Genomic DNA, 19,233 nt, shown 5'->3' with positions numbered 1-19,233 from the left:
TCAAACTCTTTTTTCCAGCACGATTTTTCGATAGATCCCTTGCATCATCACATCCGTATCCTCGATTACATGACATTCATGTTTAACGCTCTCATAAATTTTTTCAAATGAAACGCCTATATCCGTTCCCAATAACTTGATGAAAGGACGAATGATTTTTTTCGCAATCGAGAGCTTTTTGTGCCTAGGCACAAATTTATCGAATATAAGAATATGCCCACTTTTTTTAGTTACTCTCACCATTTCTAACAATGCTTTCTCTGGATTTGGTACAACGCTGACGATCAAACTGGCAACAATCATATCAAACGAATGATCTGGAAAAGACAAGGCTTGAGCATCCATTTGAAGCAATTCGATATGCGGATATTTCCTTTTGGCCTTCTGCAGCATGTCAAAAGAGTAATCAATAGCGACAACTCTCGTTTTGTCTAACGGGAAAAATGCTAAATCCGCCCCGGTCCCCACTCCGACAAATAGAATCTTGCTTCCCTCAGCAACAGGAATGTGCTCAAATACTTTTTTTCTCGCTGCATAAAATAAACCTCGATTAAAAAAGAAATCATAAATCGGTGCCCAACACTTATAGATAAAAGCATTCCATCTGTTGTTCATTGCTATCACCTTTTCAAATCTACTGAAGATATGCAGACACAGTTTTCGCACTTTATTGCGGATCAGTTTCTTCCGTCCTTCTTCCCGACCTTTCTCGAATCCTTCCCACAATCCATTTTCCCTTCCTACACAGCGTTCATCGCGTAAATTTGCATTGTTAATTTTAGGTAGTCCTATTTGCATTTTTAGAAGCAAAAAACCCTGTCATCCCGCTGATAAAACTTGGCGCTAAACTCCAAAGGAAGAACCCCCATTTTCCAGTAAACAAGCTCACTACTAAAAAAAATATTGGAAACCCAATCATTACACCAATTGAAATTTTTTGATATTTGTTCATAAATTTTCAAACACCTTCCTTTACAAATATAGTATATTATTTTAAATTTTAACATTTTTTGAAATTAGAAAATAGCCTTTTTGAAACTGTAAACATGAAATAAAACTTTTTGTTCATGATTCATACACCTTCTCTTAACCAAAACATGATTAATCCGATTATAAACCTTTTTTCGCTTAGAGGAGGAAAACTCATCAAAAAATATTAAAAATTCAATTGCCATCATGAAAAACGGATCGCTAAACTTCTCTTTCTCAAATTTTACCGAACAACAAGCAAAAAGAATGTTGAAACGCGTCGAAAGAAAGTTTAAAAGATTCATAAAAGGTGAATAGAATTATTTATCAATGTTGTGTAAAAATATAGTAAAGTGAAAGCAGGAGGGGAAGAAGATGGGATGGATCATATTCATTGGCGGGCTGCTTTTCTTAGGTTTTTTGATTGATCTTTTCGCTAAAAAACGAAATATTCAAATCGATCCTGAAGAAGGAGCAAAAAACGCTTCAGATTCTGAAAGAATTTATATCGAAACTTATATGCACAATCACAGACATTCTGACGACAATCCTTTTTTATAACCCTTTTTCTGCATGGGTTGCCAGATACCTTATGAATAGATCGGTACTATACCACCAAATTTGGGCAAAGGAACATTCCCTTTGCCCGAGAATGTTGTTTATTCTCCTTTCGTCAAACGTTTAAATAATTCCTCTAATACATGCATAATACATGCAATTTCCGTACGCAAAATATAATGGCATTTTTCATTCCCCATTCATATATTTCATGTGTTTGCATCTCGTCAAGAGGAATTACTCCAAAATATTAACTCGTTAATGTGACTGGGGCAGACTTCTAATTGACCTCTAATTCTAGTTTTCGTTTTTGGCGCAATGCGTATCGCTCTTCTGCATGAGCATGTTGCTTTTTTTCTTCTTCTGTTTCTGGAATTACGGGTGGCACAGGGGTTGGTTTTCCGTTTTCATCCAAGGCAATGAAAGTTAAATAAGCACGCGCTGTCAGCCGTTTTTCCCCTGTTAACAAGTTTTCTGCCCCCACTTTTACAAATACCTCCATCGATGTTCGGTGGGTCCATGTGACATACGCCTCTAGATGGATCGCCTCACCCGTTTTAATTGGTGCAAGAAAATCAAAGGAATCACTAGAAACGGTCACAACTGGTTTTCGACAATGTCTCATAGCGGCAATGCAGGCAATTTTATCAACATACGCCATGACCTTGCCTCCAAAAATCGTATGATGATGATTCGTATCCGGCGGGAACACTAAGTCCGTTAACAATGTTCTCGATTCACTTACGGGCTTTGGTTGAATCATTTCGTTCTCTCCCTTCCGCTACAGTCGGCTCTTTCCCGTCTAGTCTCTTTCGAACGAGTCGTGCAGCAGCCACCATATTTTTCAAAGAAGCAATCGTTTCCTCTTCGCCTCTTGTTTTTAAACCGCAGTCAGGATTGATCCAAAACTGTTCTACATCCAGCACTTGTAATGACTGTTCAATGATTGCTGCGATTTCTTCCACAGACGGAACGCGCGGGCTGTGAATGTCATAGACTCCCAAACCGATCCCTTTGTCATACGTTTCTTTCTCAAAGACAGGAATGATTTCTCCATGGCTTCTTGATGTTTCAATAGAGATCACATCTGCATCCATTTTGCTAATATCGTGCATGTACGCCGAAAAATCGCAATAGCACATATGCGTATGAATTTGAGTCGTGTCTTCCACAGTCGAAGTCACGATACGGAACATCCGCACAGCCCACTCTAAATACTCCTGCTTCTTCTCTTCTTTCAGCGGCAGCCCTTCCAACAGAGCTGGTTCATCTACTTGAATCATGGAAATTCCCGCTGCTTCCAATATTTCTACTTCTTTTCTCAACGCAAGGGCAATTTGCTCGGCTACTTCTTGACGCGGCCGATCATCGCGGACAAAGGACCAGTTTAAAATGGTAACCGGACCGGTCAGCATTCCTTTAACCGGCTTGCTCGTCAACGATTGAGCATAGACGCTCTCTTTGACTGTCATTGGCTGCAAAAATTCCACATCCCCATATATAATCGGTGGACGAAAGCAGCGTGAACCGTACGACTGCACCCAGCCGTTTTCGGTAAAAGCAAAGCCTCCCAACTTTTCTCCAAAAAATTCGACCATATCTGTTCTTTCAAATTCACCGTGTACCAATACGTCCAAACCGATTTCTTCTTGAATGGCAATCCATTTTCGGATTTCTTGTTGAATGAACTGTTCATATTGCGGCTGGATCCATTCACCTTTTTTCAACTTTTGCCGCGCTTTTCGGACTTCCGCTGTTTGCGAAAAACTTCCAATTGTCGTCGTTGGAAGAATCGGCAGCTCCCAAACTTCTTTTTGTCGTTTTTTCCGAACGAGATAAGGGGATTTACGTTCAGCCCGTTCATTTTTCAGTTTTTCCTGCTCCTTTTGGACGTGGTGGTTATACCTTGAGGCATCGTTTTTCAATAAGCGGAGCGCTTGTTGATTGTCTTGATAATAGCGGTCTTCTTGATCTATTTCACCACGAAATAGCTTTGCTAAATATACGATTTCCTCAAGCTTTTCATCTGCAAAAGCCAATGAATGTTTCAGTAGCGGTGATAAATTTATTTCATTTTTGATAGTAATAGGCAGATGAATCAAACTGCTAGAAGGCTGAAGCCAGAGCCGATCTTCGGGTACAACAGCGGCAATCGTTTCAATAAGTTTTCTTTTCTCAGCCAAGTCTGCCCGCCAAATGTTGCGGCCATCGATCATCCCAGCGGCTAAAATTTTGTCGGACGGAAAACCAAATTTTAGTATATTCTCCGAATTTTCTTCAAGACTGCAAGTAAAATCTAACCCGATGCCTTGTACCGGTAGCTCGATCAGTTCTTCATACCACTCAGCCGCTTCGAAATAAGTTTGCAACATAATGTTCAATCGAGGAGCAGCCTTATTTAATTTTTGATAAATAAACGCAATTGTCGCCATTTCTTCTTTTGCCAAAGAAGTAACGAGAATCGGTTCATCGATTTGTACCCATTCGGCTCCTTCTTTTTCCAACTCTTGCAACACTTGTTCATAGAGGGGGAGCAACAGTAAGATTAGAGCCGGAAGCTGTTTTGAATCGAAGCCTTTAGAAAGTTTGATAAACGTATAAGGACCGATAAGAACCGGCTTCCCTTTAATCCCCAGCTTTGCTTTCGCTTCTTGAAAAGCTTTCAGCGGCTTGTTTTCTATCAAACGTGGACGAAGGCGGCTATTTAGTTCTGGTGCAATGTAATGGTAATTCGTATTAAACCATTTCGTCATTTCGCAAGCGGGAGCGTCTTTGCTACCGCGAGCCATAGAAAAATAGACGGAAAGCGGAACCTCGCCCCCGGTATGATGAAACCGTTCCGGCACTAGACCAAACATGACGGCGGTATCAAGCATATGATCATAAAAAGTAAAATCGCCTACTGGAATAAGGTCAATACCTATTTCTTTTTGCTTTCTTATATGTGCAAGACGAATGGATTCCATGATAGCCAGAAAATCAGTCTCCTCTATTTGACCAGCCCAAAAAGACTCTAATGTTTTTTTCCATTCTCTTTTTTCACCGATGCGCGGATAACCAAGATTGCTCGATTTCATGTTTTTCTCTCCTTTGCTATGATTGTCTTTTAAACAAATGAACAAGTGTGCTGCTGAAATAAAAAAGGCATTTCCAACGTTCCGACGGAAAGTTAGAAATGCCAAAGAAAGGGTAACAAGCCCCCTTTTTTCGATTCTAACACCTCCCTATCTCCCGTAGGTAAAAGCAGTGTTGTCAGAACAGGCAGGTCTCCTGACTTAAGGATCATCGCTTGCCGTCTGCCTTCCCAATCTCCTGATCAGTGGCGGTGGCGTTGTGACGGAAACTCCTCTATCACAGTGGCGGGACCGTGCCGGAATCTCACCGGACTTCCCTTTTAATCCTCGGATGAACATCGGACAAGGAGCTTTAGTGCCCAAAGCTTTTCATTGAATCCGCTCGTCATCCTCGGAACCTGTTCCCACATTTATTCAATTGTTCATTCAGAAGCTTGCTTTGACGACCATCTGCCTTCATGAGCGATGATTGCTTCACAGAAAAAGACAAAACTGTCCTTGATATAAAATTCAGAAAAATTTTAAAATAAGACTACCATTCTTTAGCACTATTGTCAAGAATACAAAATCTTAGGATCTCTTATACTGTTTTTTTAAACTTTGAGTTTTTACTCTAGTTTTACAAACAACATCTATATAGATTCAAGTTGAGTTTCCGACATATCTCATCATGAATAGAAGACCGCTTTACACTTCGCTTAGAGGTGGAAGACTTCTCGGTAAATATTATATTGATTTCTATAATCATCATCGGTTCCAAGAAAAAAATTAAACAATATGCCCCCCCTGTAGATTCAGGGAGCATATTGCGTCGTAATATCGAAATGATCATATAACTATCTGTTTTTTAGAGATTGGTCATAATTCCCTATACCATTGCCCTACCGATCACTTATTTTCTCCAAAAGGGCATCTCCTGTTTTACTTACCCGAACGTATGCAAAACGAGCCTGTTCTTGCACATCTCCCCCTGTTCCCTCTGGGACAAAGTACGATTCAATTCCGTAAATAACGGTGTCCCCTTTGATCTTTCCGTTCAGCAGAACATCTCCTTCTTGCCGCACATATCGCTCATTTTTCTTTCCATTGACGGAATAAATTCCAGCGAAGCGATAGACGCCTTTGTCGTCTTTTCGTAAAATGATTCGAACGTTTCCTCGTTCATCCCTCTTTTCGATCGTTGAAATTTCATAGCGAAGGCGTACGTAATCTCCTTGAAGCAATGAGCGGGGATCCACTGGTGCTAACTGTAATTTGACGACTTCTCCATTTCTTAAATGTTGTTCTTTATCAAACACAACGGATCCGATAAAAATGCTTTGAATGACTGCAACGGCTAGTAAAGAGCGCCATTTTTGCTGAAGCCAATTCATCCGTTCTGTTTGAATGACCCCTCTTCGCTTCTCCAAAAACGCCGTTCCTGCAAGAAAGAGAATACCGGAAATCAACAAGCTGATCGACTTATCTAGAAGATCCCAAGCGAATTCATAGTATTTCAAAACAAGAAACAGCCACCAATAAAACCAAGCGATCCCAAGTCCGAATCGTTCGTTATTCTTTGACTGGAAAAAGATAAATCCCACCACAACCACTACAAACAAAACATTGGATAAAACATACCCTGCATCGACGGTAAAAAGATCCATGCTCGTTAACAGCAAAAGTGCTCCGAGTCCAAGCAAAAGAGGAAAAAGCCGTTCATACTTGTTCCCCCTCACCAGCCAATACAAACATCCATTCAATGCCAAAACAAACAAGAAGGAGAGACGAAGTTCATTTGTCCAATCCAATACGATGACCAATCCATAAACAGATAACGCAATGTTCGTAAGAATTCGCACGACAGTATTGGATGACTTTAGGTAAAAGAAAAGTAAAACGATGCTGTAGCTAACGAAAATGAAAATGGGAATTTCCCACGAAACAATCACTCCGAGTCCATATCCGACGGCCAATAACGTATATCGAACAATGTCATTCCATTTTTGTAGAAAAATAGCCGGAAAGACAAAGCAAACTATCGATAAAACAAACAATACGTTTGGCGAAAAATCGTTCGCCCATATCGTAATCAGCCCCATTATGCTCGACACAGCAATCAAGGAGGCAACAGCCGTAACGAGCACTTGAAATGCGAGCATAAACGTTCGCCCTTTCGCCCCGTCAACCGACACTTTTCTCACTCTTTTCAGCAGCTGAATGCTTCCATAAACAAGTCCCCCGGCAAGTAATAGCCCCGCAAGAAACACACCACCATGAAAATATTCAGCAACGAAACGGAAATATTGAACGATGAGAAAAACCCCGGCAAATAGGCCTGTAATTAGAATATACGAACGCCTTTTGGCGATGTTGAAAAAATAATAAAGGAAACCAGCCAGAATGAACGCATAGACATATGGCCACCCTGTAAATCGGTCATAGATCATGCCGATTTGAAAGATGACAAACAACCAACCTTGCAGTGCCACATACGCAAGATAAGGAACGACAGCGGAACGATGGAACACAAAAATAATCCCGTTGATCAGTGCAAAAACGAATAGTGTCACAAACGCTTCCCATTCTCCTCGATCCACCTGATACGAAGACGGAAAATAATAAAACCAGAAGGTCAGTTGAAGCAGCACAACACTTAATATACGAAGGGGTTCGTATCCGGTCATCCATGCCAATATACCGCTTGGAATGAGCCAAATCAAAAACAGCCAAAAGCTATCGGCATGGGAATTATAAATTTGTCCGACTAATGCCACAGCAATTCCAAATCCAATCGCTCCAACAACAAACAACCACTTGCTTAAAAAATCATATCGCTTCATGACATACGCAAGAACAGCGCTCGCACCGTAAAACAACCACATAAAACCGACGCTTAAACTTACTTTCGTCAATCGGTCAAATCCTTGCCAATTAGAGGCAAAAAAATAAACAATGGAAGCTAACGTTAACGCCACACCCATAAAGTATCCCGTCTTCACCCAGCGCTCTGTCATGCTTCATCCCCCGATCAAAGTAAATATTTCCATCATTATACCATACCTGAATAACCAAATCCGTAACAAATTTCGTCGAAATGAGCATCACGACCGTTTTTGCATTTTCTCTTCGATCTGACAATGTCGAGGAGAAAGAGATATGATAATCTTAATTTTCCGACATGAATAAACTTTTCTGCCACTTCCCCGAACGAAAACGCCATTGGACAAACAAATTTGTCCGCTATGCGTTTTACGTTCGGGATCGGCATGCTAGAGGCATGCCGGGACGGCAAGATTTTTCTTGCCCCCTATGGCAGAAAAGCGATCTTCTTTTCATGATAAGGTATGTCGGAAACTCAACTTGAATTTATATAGTTGGAAACAAAAACAGCAGCAGCGACATTGTTCTCCGTCGTTCGCGAATCTGGGCATTGAATTCACAAATAAGCAAATAATGGCATATATTACCGAATAACAGGACGCTAGGAGGAACCATATATGCCCTCTATCATCAACATTTATATGATTAAAATTAACAACATCTCTAACAACGGGTCGGTTAATATTGGCGAAACGCTTAATAATGCCCCTACAGCCAACAGCAAATTACAAGGACAAAATGCCTCATATGGAGATCTCTCTCCTACAGCTGCAGGTATGGAAAATGTATTTATCGATCCTGATGTCAATGATCTAGGCGACATTGCCAACCCTGCAAATGTAAATGCAACCCAAGGGTAAACATGATGAGCGGCTAAAAAAGACGAAAAATATAAACCAGATATAGCTTGAAGGAGATTTCCTATCAAGGAAAATGATTATCAAAAAGAAGGGGGAATCAGTATGCCATTTGTGATCAACATCTTTAACATGAAAACAAACGGGGTTACACAAAATGGGAATATCGATGTAGGCGGCATCGTTCACAATAGCCACACAGCTAACACGAAAAGTATAGGCACAAACATCTCGTTAGGGGATTTTTCACCTACTAGCTCATGGATGGTTAGCGGATATTTCGATACAGATGTAAGCGATCAAGACCAAATTTTGAACCCTTCATTGCCTATAACCAATCAATTTTAACACGAAGGAGGATAACGAATGTTTCCTTTTCAATCACTCTTCCCTTTTAAAGAAGGAATTCAAAAATGGCTACAACAATCACATTCTACAGAGATTGAAAAATATGTCCAAGATTCTATTTCCAAATCCATTACAAATTCCATGCAGATGTATGGGCATCATGCGGAAATATTGAAAAGAATGGAAAGAAAAAATGGAAGAACCAAAACAAACACACGATTCATCCCATCAAGAAGAAGACTCCACAAAGATGAATAGCGAAAATCATTCACAACAGGAACAATCATCCAATGACCAAAACAGCGGGGAGTTTGATGTTTAATGGAAAAGTGGCTATACATATCGTATAAAGACCTCCCTATTCAGAAAATCTGATGTTCATTAGAGAAAAACAAAAATAGAAGCCCGATCGGCTTCTATTGTAGAATGGATTCGATTTCTTTGTGTTTATGCCTCAAAAACATCATACAGCATCGGTTAAACGCAAACTCCGCAATGTTCTTGAAAGCTCTTTTGATTGATTTAACACAGCTTTAATGAATTGAGCGGTATTATAGCAAGCATCCGTATCCAAGATTTCATCATCCGTGTGTTCAAATTGATACCCGACAGATAAATTCACGCTTTGAATGCCTCGCGATGCCCATATTCTTGTGTCGCTGCTTCCTCCCGCTGTGCATTTCCAGCCTAATAAACCAGCATCGTTAGCCACTTTTTCAAAAAACTGTCCATAGCGAATGTCGCAAAACGGCTGAATCATTCCGCATGAAGTGACAATATCGCCTGTTCCCCGCCGATCAACCACAATGGCTGCATCCACATCCCAAAGGAAATATTCTTCAAGCTCCCTTGCCCCGACGAGCCCGCATTCCTCTTCGACAGTAAAAGCAAATTTGATCGTTCCGTTGAATCTAGACGTTTCAAGCCATTTCGCAACTTCAAGCAACACCGCTACACCGGCGCGGTCATCCGCTCCCAAAATCCCTTTACTGCTTGACCAAATCGGCCCATTTTTCACAATTTCTCTTCCCTCTTCCAACTCCTCTACCGTATCCAAATGAGCATTCAGCAAAATCGTCGGTCCACATCCCGTTTTACATTTTTTCTGCGCAAGCAAATTGCCGTATCGGTCCGTGGTGATTCGCTCAACATATGACGCAAGCTTCTCGTGGACCACCGTACGAATTTCCTCTTCGTTTCCATTTCCCCCTGAAATATTTAACAGCTATTATATATTAATTCATTCGGCAAATTTTAGACAGTGACAGTACACACTCCAAGACGTAGTGGCAATTATTTGGTAAAATATATAATTAAATTCTAATAGATAGGAGACTTTGTGATGAGGGAGAGAATCTTTTTAATTTTAGCCAATTTGTTTTGGGCGGGAAACTATGTATTTGGAAAATACGTCGTTGCCGAAATGAGTCCATTATGGATTACGTTTACAAGGTGGTTTTTAGCTTTAACTTTTCTCATTCCGATTTCTTATTTCGTTGAACGCCCTAATTACCGCGAAGTATTTAAACATTTTTGGTTGCCGTTAAGCTGTATGGGAATTTTGGGTGTGATCGGGTATAATCTCCTCCTTTACGGAGCATTAGAATACACATCGCCGATGAATGCCTCATTGGTCAATGCACTGAATCCAGCTATGATGGTTGTTTTTTCTTTTCTTATATTGAAAGAAAGAATGACTTGGGTAAATGTTGGAGGGTTTGCTCTTTCCCTTATTGGAGTGCTTTTGATATTAACGAAGGGACATTTGGAATGGATCTTTCAAACGACCTATAACCGCGGGGATTTAATGATGATCGCGGCTAATTTAGTTTGGGTCTTTTACTCGATTATCGGAAAAAGATTAGCCGTTCCTCCTATTACAGCAACTGCTTGTTCGGTTTTTCTTAGCGTCATTTTTTTATTTCCATTCCTTTTCCTGCAGCCGTTTGATATAACCCAATTAAGCGCAAGAGGGATGACTGGAATCATCTATATGTGGTTGTTTCCTTCTGTCTGCTCCTTTGTTTTTTGGAATATGGCTGTAAAAAAAGTTGGCCCTAGCCATGCGGGTGTGTATTTAAATTTAATTACGGTATTTACTGCCATCATTACATTAATGTTAGGCGAAAAGATTCTCGAATCCCAAATCATCGGCGGCGCTTTCGTGCTCATCGGAGTTTATTTTGCAACAAAAATGACGAAACCAAAAGAGAAAGTTATAAGAAACGCCCAGGTGTAGATTTTAATTGTGCTTCTAAAAGGAATAGCAAAAAGCCGAATAGCGCTCGCTACTCGGCTTTTTCATAACTAAGGATGCTTTCACCCTTTCTCACCTTTTATCCTTGGATAATCTCCTTCATCTCTCCCGATACTTTTTCTTTTTCGCTATAAGTAAAGAGTGAAACCGTTATAAATACAATGATGGAAATCACAAAGGCAAATGCTCCGTTAATCACTCCTGGCGGCAACAATTTTAAGCCATACTTAGCGCCTATTTCTAAAATAAAGTTGCTTGCTAACGCTACAATCACACTTGCAATGGCCCCTTTTGCTGTTGCTCTTTCCCATAGCAATCCAAGAACGATCACTGGGAATAAAGCGGAGGCAAATGTTCCAAAGCCAAATACCCCAAGCAATCCAACTAATGTGTCCATATAAAAGGCAAATAGAGCAGATGCAACTAGTAATCCCACAACAGCAAGTCGACTCCATAGCAATTCGTTTTTCACTTTCATATTGAATGCTTTTGGAAAATCGCGAACGATACAAGCGGCACCTAAGTTTACAAAGCTATCTCCTGTTGACATGATTGCTGCCAACAATCCAGATAACACTAACCCTGTAATAACTGGTGGTGTGTATTCAAGTAAAAACGTTGTTAATGTTTCATCCGCAGACGAAATAGACGGAAATTCCCCTTTGATTGTTAAAGCGGCAGCTGATAAACCAATTCCTACTACTAGTAATATCGTGACTAAATAAGCTAACCCAGCTGTGAACGCCCCCCATTTCAACTCTTTAACGTTTTTTACCATTAAAAATTTCGTAATCAAATGTGGCTGACCTGCCATTCCAAAACTCATGAGGAAGAACCAACATGCAACCGTTATAATAGGAAACATTCCTGTTGGAGATGCCATTAACGGTTCAGCTTCTTGCAATGTTTGGGTAATTTCGAGCATGCCGCCGCCTGCTTGGATGGCGTAAATGAATACAAATAATGAAACAATGATCATAATGAGACCTTGTACTACATCTGTGTATACCCCTGCAATCATTCCTCCACCGACTGCATAGGCTGCTAAAATAGCAAGTCCGATCATGGCTCCTACTTTTGGTGATACACCAAGAATCGTATTCATAACAATCCCCATCGCCTGTACTTGCGTTCCTAAATAACCGATGACTCCTAAAATGACAGCGAACGAAACCCAAACACGAGCCCCTTTGCTGTTGTATCGATACTCCGCAACATCTCCTAACGTAAAAATCTCTGCTTTCTCCCCGAGTTCCCACATTCGTTTGCCGACCAAGAACCATGTCAGAACGAAGCCAATTGGTGCAGCAATTAATGCTCCCGTTACAAAACCTAATCCATTACTAAAAGTTAAACCGACCCCTCCAACCAATCCAAAACCGCTCTGTACAGATGAAAATGCAGCAATAGACATCACGAACATTCCTAAGTTACGTCCCGCAATAAAAAAATCACTACTCGTTTTTGTTCGCTTCGTCGCCCAAACACCAATGACGATACAAACGGCCATATAAATAACTAAAATAGCAATGATTGTGCTGTTCACCTTTCTCCCTTCCCCCTCTTAGCTTACGTGTAAAACGTTTTATTTTTATTAATTTTCAGTCTATTCTCATAGTTAAATACCCATATGTATAAAAATGAAAGCAAAATGACGGTAGATGATACACATACAAGAAAAATAAAAGTGGTTGGAACAAGTCCTAAAAAGTACTTTGTTGCATTTCCCCCACCTGTTGCACTTGCCCATCCATTTACATCTAACAGCATAAATAAAATGATGAAAATGGCACTACTAACAGATGGGATGGTGATCAGATGTTTAGAAGATAATAAAATCTTCCCTAAACCGATCGCTAAAATAATTCCGATCATCACAAAGTATGGATACAAAATTAATTCCCATGAAGTTGCAAGCATTCCTATTAAGATCAAAACAGTCCCCGCCAACAATAATAAAATACCAACATCCTTTTTAGACATGTCAAACCTCCTTACATCTATGAATGATTCATTATATGGGAGTTATTATACGAAAATTAAAACTATTTTTCAATGTAATTTAGTGAATTTTCTAATTATTATTTCTTTTGATTTTTTGTTTTTAGCATTGACAACTTACTTTTTGTAAGCATATAATTATCTTGAATTCAAGATAAAGGTTGATGCATATGAATCAGAATGACAACACTCTTTCATTAAAACTGTTTGTTGTGCTCGCGCGGGCACACAAAGTCGTTGCGGAACATGTCAAAAACGATATCCAACGTTACGGGCTCAATCCAACAGAATTTGGCGTTCTCGATTTGCTTTACCATAAAGGAGCACAGCCCATTCAACAAATCGGCGAAAAGATTTTGCTGACAAGCGGAAGCATGACTTATGTCATCGACAAGCTAGAAGAAAAAGGATATATCGTCCGTAAACGTTGCGAAAAAGATCGCCGCATCACATATGCGGTCATTACTGAAAAAGGAAAAGCACTCATGGATAACATCTTTCCGCAGCACACAGAAAAAATAACGGAGCTGTTTCAAACATTATCGATCGAAGAAAAAGCTGAAGCAATTGAATTACTGAAAAAGATAGGCCTTTCGCTGAAGCCTTTATAAAGGCCTATTGTTTAAACCTTATATCTTGAATTCAAGATAATCGAAATTAAGATAAATGTAAAGGAGAGGATCATGATGATGCATATCGGTCTTTTAATCATTCGTTTGGTTGTTGGATTAACATTTGTTGGTCACGGTGCTCAAAAATTATTCGGTTGGTTTGGTGGATACGGACTGAAAGGTACAGGCGGATGGTTAGAATCCATCGGTTTAAAACCTGGAACGACAATGGCGTTGTTAGCTGGATTAGCTGAGTTTGTCGGCGGTTTACTCTTTGCTTTAGGATTGTTTACACCATTTGCTGCTTTCTTGATCGCGGCGACAATGATTGTAGCCATCGCAAAAGTCCATGCTCCAAACGGATTTTGGGTTACCCAAAATGGATTCGAATATAACCTCGTTTTAATTGCGGTTGTGGTCGGAATCGCACTTATTGGCGCCGGCGACTATTCACTAGATGCTATTTTGCGCTAACACAATGCTAGAAAGGTGATCGAATATGATTCGCGTATACCCTGCTGATAGCCGATACCAGTCAAATCATGGATGGCTACAAAGTCATTTTAGCTTCTCATTTGCTGAATATTTTGATCCTGAAAACATTCAGTTTGGTCCACTTCGCGTTTTTAACGACGACATTGTTGCACCGCAGCGCGGCTTTGGCGCTCACCCGCATCAAGAAATGGAAATCGTTTCTGTCGTCTTAAAAGGACAATTGGAACATCGAGATAGTATTGGAAATCACGGAATCATTTCCTTTGGTGAAGTTCAGCGAATGACCGCTGGAACAGGCATCGTTCACTCTGAAATGAATCCATCGCCAACCGAAGCAGTCAATTTCCTTCAACTTTGGTTCTTGCCAGAGAAGTATGGACTGACTCCTTCATACGAACAAATTCAATATGACGTGACCAAAATGAAAAACAACCTATTGCCTGTTGTATCGAAAGAAAAAGCAGGCGAACAAGTCGCATACATTCACCAAGATCTCACCATGTATTTATCCGATCTTGAAAAAGATCATACACTGACGTTTGAACAAAAAGAAGGCAGACGAATTTACGTGTTTGTCATTGAAGGAGAGTTAACATTAAATCACGATACCACTTTACATCGCCGTGATGCCGCACGGATCACCGACGTTACGAAACTTCATATCTCCACTCCTTCACAAGCGAGATTTATGTTAATTGATCTTCCTTAAGATTATCCTTTTTCACGAAAATAGCACCTGCTCGAGTGAGTGGGTGCTATTATTATCGGTTGATTTAGTAGCAGGCACTTGGTTTATCGTTCTAAAAACGCTTTTCCTTTACTCATTTGCTTTGTTACAACTTTCGATTATAAAGTTGATAATCCTTTCTTTTGCACTCCACCTTCTAACCTTACGAGCTAGATCAAGCCCATTACTTCAGGGCGTGACAGGAACGCACTCCATAATCATGATTTTATTTCGTACAAATCTACATGAACTTCAAATTTTATTCATAGTTTATTAGGTTGGTGCTCGAATCCAACCTTTTTTGTTTTATGATGGCAGGCGCACCAATAAAAAAAGGTCTCAGCATTCGAGACCTTTTTGCACCGCTTTATTCGCTTCGAAGTTCGCCTTCACTTCTTGTTGTGTTTTCAATTTTGGAAGGTCAAATACAATCGCAAGCAGACCGCAAATTCCAATTAAGATTGGATAGAACGAATATTGTAAAATGCTTAATGGCGAAATGGAAGCAACCCCTGCTGCCACAAGCATTTGGGCACCATATGGGATGAGCCCCTGTAAACTGCATGAGAAAATATCTAGTAAGCTGGCAGATTTACGCGGGTCAATGTCGTATTGATCGGCAATGTTTTTCGCAAGCGGACCCGCAATTAAAATCGAAATCGTATTGTTGGCTGTTGAAAGATTCGTTAAGCTCACTAACCCGGCAATCCCGAATTGCGCTCCTTTTTTCGACTTTACCTTTTTGGTTACTAATTGAAGCAAATAATCGATTCCACCGTTATGTTTAATGACTTCAACCATACCAGAAATTAAGATCGCAAGCAGCGACAGCTCCTGCATTCCAGCGACCCCGTCACCGATGGCTTGAATGAGCCCCATTGCGCTGTAGCTTCCATCAAGAAGACCGATCATGCCTGCCAGTAAAATACCGCCCGCTAATACAGCTAATACATTGACACCCATTAATGCGGATACTAATACACCAACATAAGGTAAAATTTTCACCCAGTTAAAAGAATGATTCGTAATTTCCGCTTGCTCTCCAGCCGTGATGACTCCGAAAAGAACAGCGGTGATGATCGCCGCAGGTAAAACAATTAAAAAGTTCACTTTAAACTTATCTTTCATTTTCGTATTTTGTGTTCGGACGGCCGCGATCGTTGTATCAGAGATAAAGGATAAGTTATCTCCAAACATGGCGCCGCCAATGACTGCTGCCATCGATAAGGCTAAAGAAATATCCGTTTGTTCGCTAATTCCGACTCCAATCGGTGCCAACGCTACAATCGTTCCCATGGAGGTTCCCATCGAAATAGAAATAAAACATGCAATCACAAAGATACCGACGATTAATAAATTTTGCGGAATAATGGAAAGCGCTAAATTGACTGTTGATTCAACAGCCCCCATTCCTTTCGTTACTTCCGAAAATGCCCCCGCTAATAAGAAAATGATCACCATTAACATAACATTCGGGTCCCCTGCCCCTTTTGTGAACACCTCAACCTTGTTTGACAAGGACTCTTTTGGATTCATCATCAACGCAATACTTGCCGCAATCAAAATCGCTACAATGACTGGAAACTGATAAAAATCACCCGTTACCACTCCTGCACCGATAAACAACACTAAAAAGACGACAAATGGGAATAACGCAAATACATTTCCTTTTTTCAATTCCAATCTTTCCACCTCATTTGATAGATTTTTCGAAGGGCCTTTTCACATAGAGAAAAAGGCCTTCTTCTTATCTGAATATAAGAAGAGGCCTTATACGGATCTATATAAGAAACCCTTCTTATCTCTCAAGCATAACGCTTGCTGGATTTGGCACAGCACTCGAAACCGAGTCCGCTGCCGAGACTTCTTAGGGCCAGTCCCTCCGCCTCTCTCGATAAGAAGATGAACGATTGTATTCTGTTGTAAAAACAAATAAAAGATTACAACATATTGACCTGTTGCGCAATACAACTTAAAAATGTCTCATTTTTAAAAATTTTTAATCAAATCTAACAATGAGTTTTGCGACACACCCTTGACAAATAAAAGAACATTATTATATTCTAAAAACATATTTTACTACATAAAAGCATAAAAGCTTGAAAGCTTAAAAGCGTTTAAGTAAAAAAGCTTAGAAAGGAGTACAGTCTTTGGTCTGATCTTATCTATTCTTTCTAGTATGTTTATTTAATAATGCATCAGGAATTGCGTCTGGAGGGAAAAAACAACATGGAAACAAATCATCAAAATTTAAAGAAAGGCTTATTGCCTAGGCACGTCCAGTTTATTGCTCTAGCAGGCATGATTGGAACGGGTATTTTTAAAGGAAGTTCAGATACGTTAAATATAGCAGGGCCAAGTGTCGTTTTTGCTTACTTATTAGGAGGCCTATTATTATTTATTGTGATGTCGGCATTGGCTGAGATGGCTATTGTCTATCCAAACTTAAACGTTCAGCATCTTGTCTATAAAGCTTTTGGCTTTCACACATCCTTTGTCGTCGGATGGCTGTATTGGATCAATTGGATTATTGTCACCATTGTCGAAGTTTTAGCAGCAGGAAGTTTCCTAACATATTGGTTTCCATCCGTACCGCTATGGTTTTTAAGCTTCCTTTGTGCCGTCTTGATCGTCGGGATTAACTTGTTTCAAGTGAAGTACTTTGGGGAGATTGAGTTTTGGTTCGCGGGAATTAAAATTATTGCATTAACAGCTTTCATTATTTTAGGTTTTTGCATTTTATCAGGAATCATTCCGAGCAATATAAATGATCCTTTGTCTAATTACACGGAACATGGTGGGTTCTTTCCTCATGGAATCGACGGAATGTTGAGCGCCTTTTTAGTCGTCATGTTCTCATATGGCGGGGCGGAGCTAATTGGGGTCGCTGTTACTGAAACAAAAGATGCAGAGAAGGTATTGCCAAAAGTCATTAAGGGAACCGTATGGAGAGTCATTCTTTTTTATATTCTTCCGATTCTGATTATATGCGGTTTAATGCCATGGAATAAGGTGACAGGAGAAGAAAGTCCATTTGTTCAGGTGCTCAGCATCACAGGGCTTCCTGGTGCAGCTCATATCATGAATTTTGTTCTTTTAACAGCGGTTTTATCAGCGGCAAACTCTGGGATCTATGCAACTTCCAGAATGTTATATTCAATGGCTCAAAGCGGTGAAGCTCCAACAAGGTTTTTAAAGATTTCCAAACAAGGAATACCGATAAATGGGATTATTGTAACAGCAATATGTATATTGTTTGGGGTATTTTTAGCGTATATGACTCCAGATCAAGTCATCAGCTATTTAATGACAATCCCTGGTTTTACGATTCTTTTATTATGGGTGAGCATTTGTTTAGCTCAGCTCAAACTCCGTTCCCAATATAAGGAGAAACCGTTCTTCCAAGTAAAATGGTTCCCATACACAACGATATTAGCAATCGTATCTTTATTGATGATCTTCATCTCCTTTATATTTAATAAAGATAATACAATCGGCTCTACCGTTTGCTTGGTTACATTAGTGCTGCTCGCCACATTTTCTTTTATGAGCAAAAACAGAAAAGAAAAAAGCGGTGAATATAACAAAGGAAAAAAGGGTCTAGTGCAAAATCTCTGAAAGTTGGCAAACGTGGTTATACGTTTAAAAACCTCGGATTGAATCCGAGGTTTTTTGATTGCAGATTTGTCGTTTATTTTTTCCTAGACGACTCCCCTTATTTCTAAGATAAGGGGCGTCATCTTTTTATTCTTTTATTCCTTCTTTTTGTAACAGTCTGTTATGCAGCTTAGAAAAGATGAGCCATGCAACAACCGAACCAACTAAGGCACATAACATATCCCATTGTGCATCCCAAATATCACCTTGAGTTCCTAAAAAGTTTTTAGTCGCATTTCCTTCCTTTCCTATTTTAGATCCTATTTTAAAAGCTAACCATTCGATTATCTCATACAGTGCAGCAATGGCCAACGACATACTTGTGGCAATGGTAAATAACCAAGAACCTTTCGTTAATGGAGTTTTCCGTAATAAGATTTCTCTCAGCACAATCACGAATAATCCTTTAAGCAAATGTCCAAATCGGTCGTAATGGTTTCGTTCTAAGTGCCAAGCATCCTTGATCCAATTAAAAAGCGGAACTTTTGAATAGGTATAATGTCCACCGACAAACATAATAATGGCTAGAATCGTCATAATGATATAGGAAAGAGTAGTGAAACGGAATTTATTGTAGGTTGCGATGACGATGATCAAACCGACAACGGCAGGGCTAACCTCCAACAGCCATGTCAGGTAACTTGCTGGTTTGATTGCTGACCAAATAAAAACAGCCGCAACGACCAATAATAAAAATAGGTGGATTTTTCTCACTTTATTCACTCCCTCTATAAAATAACGATTTTCTCGTTTTTTCTTTGAATTTCTTCGATTTTCATGAACATAGACGTTTTGTAGACATCAGAAATAAGGATAG

20 protein-coding genes and 2 riboswitches are annotated in these 19,233 nt (G+C 39.9%); of the genes, 9 read left to right on the top strand and 11 right to left on the bottom strand.

Going from position 1 to position 19,233, the window contains the following annotated elements:
- The gene (locus EDD69_RS14240) at positions 1 to 615 is read right to left on the bottom strand and encodes a class I SAM-dependent methyltransferase (RefSeq protein ID WP_132949585.1); all 615 of its coding nucleotides are present in this window, start codon (positions 613 to 615) and stop codon (positions 1 to 3) included.
- Between the two features lie 163 nt (positions 616 to 778).
- Positions 779 to 952: a hypothetical protein gene (locus EDD69_RS15440; RefSeq protein WP_165871805.1), complete on the bottom strand. Its 174-nt coding sequence runs from the start codon at positions 950 to 952 to the stop codon at positions 779 to 781.
- A 392-nt stretch (positions 953 to 1,344) separates the two neighbouring features.
- Here EDD69_RS15440 and EDD69_RS14235 point away from each other — a divergent pair, with 392 nt between their 5' ends.
- Positions 1,345 to 1,530 carry a hypothetical protein gene (locus EDD69_RS14235; RefSeq protein WP_132949575.1) on the top strand — a complete coding sequence of 62 codons (186 nt, stop codon included), beginning with the start codon at positions 1,345 to 1,347 and terminating at the stop codon, positions 1,528 to 1,530.
- 277 nt (positions 1,531 to 1,807) lie between these two features.
- Here the strand turns inward: EDD69_RS14235 and EDD69_RS14230 are convergent, their stop codons facing one another.
- The 4 genes from EDD69_RS14230 to EDD69_RS14215 all read right to left on the bottom strand — a co-directional run bounded on the left by EDD69_RS14230 (position 1,808) and on the right by EDD69_RS14215 (position 7,875).
- On the bottom strand, positions 1,808 to 2,290 hold the full coding sequence (locus tag EDD69_RS14230; protein ID WP_132949574.1) for an acyl-CoA thioesterase: 483 nt from the start codon (positions 2,288 to 2,290) through the stop codon (positions 1,808 to 1,810).
- Positions 2,265 to 4,604, bottom strand: coding sequence for a 5-methyltetrahydropteroyltriglutamate--homocysteine S-methyltransferase (gene metE / locus EDD69_RS14225; RefSeq protein ID WP_132949573.1), 2,340 nt, complete (start codon positions 4,602 to 4,604; stop codon positions 2,265 to 2,267). The genes EDD69_RS14230 and metE overlap by 26 nt, the downstream gene beginning before the upstream one ends.
- A 166-nt stretch (positions 4,605 to 4,770) precedes the next feature.
- Positions 4,771 to 4,971, bottom strand: a riboswitch (cobalamin riboswitch).
- A gap of 511 nt (positions 4,972 to 5,482) precedes the next feature.
- On the bottom strand, positions 5,483 to 7,597 hold the full coding sequence (locus EDD69_RS14220) for a GDYXXLXY domain-containing protein (RefSeq protein WP_132949572.1): 2,115 nt from the start codon (positions 7,595 to 7,597) through the stop codon (positions 5,483 to 5,485).
- A gap of 35 nt (positions 7,598 to 7,632) precedes the next feature.
- Positions 7,633 to 7,875 carry a hypothetical protein gene (locus EDD69_RS14215; protein WP_132949571.1) on the bottom strand — a complete coding sequence of 81 codons (243 nt, stop codon included), beginning with the start codon at positions 7,873 to 7,875 and terminating at the stop codon, positions 7,633 to 7,635.
- 205 nt (positions 7,876 to 8,080) lie between these two features.
- Between EDD69_RS14215 and EDD69_RS14210 the strand changes: the two genes are divergently transcribed.
- The 3 genes from EDD69_RS14210 (at position 8,081) to EDD69_RS14200 (ending at position 8,926) form a co-directional block, all read left to right on the top strand.
- Positions 8,081 to 8,323, top strand: coding sequence for a spore germination protein (locus tag EDD69_RS14210; RefSeq protein ID WP_132949570.1), 243 nt, complete (start codon positions 8,081 to 8,083; stop codon positions 8,321 to 8,323).
- A gap of 102 nt (positions 8,324 to 8,425) precedes the next feature.
- Entirely contained in the window at positions 8,426 to 8,668 is a 243-nt protein-coding gene (locus tag EDD69_RS14205) for a spore germination protein (protein ID WP_132949569.1), read from the top strand.
- A gap of 18 nt (positions 8,669 to 8,686) precedes the next feature.
- Positions 8,687 to 8,926, top strand: coding sequence for a hypothetical protein (locus tag EDD69_RS14200; RefSeq protein WP_132949568.1), 240 nt, complete (start codon positions 8,687 to 8,689; stop codon positions 8,924 to 8,926).
- A 205-nt stretch (positions 8,927 to 9,131) separates the two neighbouring features.
- Here EDD69_RS14200 and EDD69_RS14195 read toward each other — a convergent pair whose 3' ends face one another.
- Positions 9,132 to 9,845 carry a M20/M25/M40 family metallo-hydrolase gene (locus EDD69_RS14195; RefSeq protein ID WP_243643131.1) on the bottom strand — a complete coding sequence of 238 codons (714 nt, stop codon included), beginning with the start codon at positions 9,843 to 9,845 and terminating at the stop codon, positions 9,132 to 9,134.
- Between the two features lie 165 nt (positions 9,846 to 10,010).
- On the opposite strand from EDD69_RS14195, the gene EDD69_RS14190 reads away from it, so the two are divergent.
- Complete coding sequence (locus EDD69_RS14190; protein WP_132949567.1) at positions 10,011 to 10,907, top strand: DMT family transporter; 897 nt, start codon at positions 10,011 to 10,013, stop codon at positions 10,905 to 10,907.
- 97 nt (positions 10,908 to 11,004) lie between these two features.
- On the opposite strand, the gene EDD69_RS14185 is transcribed toward EDD69_RS14190, so the two are convergent.
- Together EDD69_RS14185 and EDD69_RS14180 are read right to left on the bottom strand one after the other, a co-directional pair.
- A complete protein-coding gene (locus tag EDD69_RS14185; RefSeq protein ID WP_132949566.1) occupies positions 11,005 to 12,471 on the bottom strand; it encodes a sodium:solute symporter family transporter in 1,467 nt (488 codons plus the stop codon).
- A gap of 23 nt (positions 12,472 to 12,494) precedes the next feature.
- A complete protein-coding gene (locus tag EDD69_RS14180) occupies positions 12,495 to 12,908 on the bottom strand; it encodes a hypothetical protein (protein ID WP_132949565.1) in 414 nt (137 codons plus the stop codon).
- Between the two features lie 188 nt (positions 12,909 to 13,096).
- Here EDD69_RS14180 and EDD69_RS14175 point away from each other — a divergent pair, with 188 nt between their 5' ends.
- The 3 genes from EDD69_RS14175 to EDD69_RS14165 all read left to right on the top strand — a co-directional run bounded on the left by EDD69_RS14175 (position 13,097) and on the right by EDD69_RS14165 (position 14,741).
- Positions 13,097 to 13,537, top strand: a complete 441-nt coding sequence (locus tag EDD69_RS14175; RefSeq protein WP_165871804.1) for a MarR family winged helix-turn-helix transcriptional regulator — start codon at positions 13,097 to 13,099, stop codon at positions 13,535 to 13,537.
- 75 nt (positions 13,538 to 13,612) lie between these two features.
- Positions 13,613 to 14,011 carry a DoxX family protein gene (locus tag EDD69_RS14170; protein ID WP_132949584.1) on the top strand — a complete coding sequence of 133 codons (399 nt, stop codon included), beginning with the start codon at positions 13,613 to 13,615 and terminating at the stop codon, positions 14,009 to 14,011.
- A 25-nt stretch (positions 14,012 to 14,036) separates the two neighbouring features.
- Positions 14,037 to 14,741 carry a pirin family protein gene (locus EDD69_RS14165; RefSeq protein WP_132949563.1) on the top strand — a complete coding sequence of 235 codons (705 nt, stop codon included), beginning with the start codon at positions 14,037 to 14,039 and terminating at the stop codon, positions 14,739 to 14,741.
- A 357-nt stretch (positions 14,742 to 15,098) separates the two neighbouring features.
- Here EDD69_RS14165 and EDD69_RS14160 read toward each other — a convergent pair whose 3' ends face one another.
- The gene (locus tag EDD69_RS14160) at positions 15,099 to 16,442 is read right to left on the bottom strand and encodes a Na+/H+ antiporter NhaC family protein (protein WP_132949562.1); all 1,344 of its coding nucleotides are present in this window, start codon (positions 16,440 to 16,442) and stop codon (positions 15,099 to 15,101) included.
- A 112-nt stretch (positions 16,443 to 16,554) separates the two neighbouring features.
- A riboswitch (SAM riboswitch) is annotated at positions 16,555 to 16,660 on the bottom strand.
- A gap of 328 nt (positions 16,661 to 16,988) precedes the next feature.
- On the opposite strand from EDD69_RS14160, the gene EDD69_RS14155 reads away from it, so the two are divergent.
- Positions 16,989 to 18,377, top strand: a complete 1,389-nt coding sequence (locus EDD69_RS14155; protein WP_132949561.1) for an amino acid permease — start codon at positions 16,989 to 16,991, stop codon at positions 18,375 to 18,377.
- Between the two features lie 126 nt (positions 18,378 to 18,503).
- On the opposite strand, the gene EDD69_RS14150 is transcribed toward EDD69_RS14155, so the two are convergent.
- A complete protein-coding gene (locus tag EDD69_RS14150; protein WP_424565373.1) occupies positions 18,504 to 19,139 on the bottom strand; it encodes a DUF2238 domain-containing protein in 636 nt (211 codons plus the stop codon).
- Positions 19,140 to 19,233 lie beyond the last annotated feature (94 nt).

Origin of the sequence: Thermolongibacillus altinsuensis (assembly GCF_004341205.1) — a bacterium.
Taxonomy (GTDB): domain Bacteria; phylum Bacillota; class Bacilli; order Bacillales; family Anoxybacillaceae; genus Thermolongibacillus; species Thermolongibacillus altinsuensis.
The sequence above is the reverse complement of the archived record's forward strand: the minus strand, read 5'-3'. Positions and strand labels throughout refer to the sequence as shown.

Excerpts from the sequence above, each read along its gene's own strand:
- EDD69_RS14240 (WP_132949585.1), bottom strand. The coding sequence starts at position 615 with ATGAACAACAGATGGAATGCTTTTATCTATAAGTGTTGGGCACCGATT.
- EDD69_RS15440 (WP_165871805.1), bottom strand. The coding sequence starts at position 952 with ATGAACAAATATCAAAAAATTTCAATTGGTGTAATGATTGGGTTTCCA.
- EDD69_RS14235 (WP_132949575.1), top strand. The coding sequence starts at position 1,345 with ATGGGATGGATCATATTCATTGGCGGGCTGCTTTTCTTAGGTTTTTTG.
- EDD69_RS14230 (WP_132949574.1), bottom strand. The coding sequence starts at position 2,290 with ATGATTCAACCAAAGCCCGTAAGTGAATCGAGAACATTGTTAACGGAC.
- metE (WP_132949573.1), bottom strand. The coding sequence starts at position 4,604 with ATGAAATCGAGCAATCTTGGTTATCCGCGCATCGGTGAAAAAAGAGAA.
- EDD69_RS14220 (WP_132949572.1), bottom strand. The coding sequence starts at position 7,597 with ATGACAGAGCGCTGGGTGAAGACGGGATACTTTATGGGTGTGGCGTTA.
- EDD69_RS14210 (WP_132949570.1), top strand. The coding sequence starts at position 8,081 with ATGCCCTCTATCATCAACATTTATATGATTAAAATTAACAACATCTCT.
- EDD69_RS14205 (WP_132949569.1), top strand. The coding sequence starts at position 8,426 with ATGCCATTTGTGATCAACATCTTTAACATGAAAACAAACGGGGTTACA.
- EDD69_RS14200 (WP_132949568.1), top strand. The coding sequence starts at position 8,687 with ATGTTTCCTTTTCAATCACTCTTCCCTTTTAAAGAAGGAATTCAAAAA.
- EDD69_RS14190 (WP_132949567.1), top strand. The coding sequence starts at position 10,011 with ATGAGGGAGAGAATCTTTTTAATTTTAGCCAATTTGTTTTGGGCGGGA.
- EDD69_RS14180 (WP_132949565.1), bottom strand. The coding sequence starts at position 12,908 with ATGTCTAAAAAGGATGTTGGTATTTTATTATTGTTGGCGGGGACTGTT.
- EDD69_RS14175 (WP_165871804.1), top strand. The coding sequence starts at position 13,097 with ATGAATCAGAATGACAACACTCTTTCATTAAAACTGTTTGTTGTGCTC.
- EDD69_RS14170 (WP_132949584.1), top strand. The coding sequence starts at position 13,613 with ATGATGCATATCGGTCTTTTAATCATTCGTTTGGTTGTTGGATTAACA.
- EDD69_RS14165 (WP_132949563.1), top strand. The coding sequence starts at position 14,037 with ATGATTCGCGTATACCCTGCTGATAGCCGATACCAGTCAAATCATGGA.
- EDD69_RS14155 (WP_132949561.1), top strand. The coding sequence starts at position 16,989 with ATGGAAACAAATCATCAAAATTTAAAGAAAGGCTTATTGCCTAGGCAC.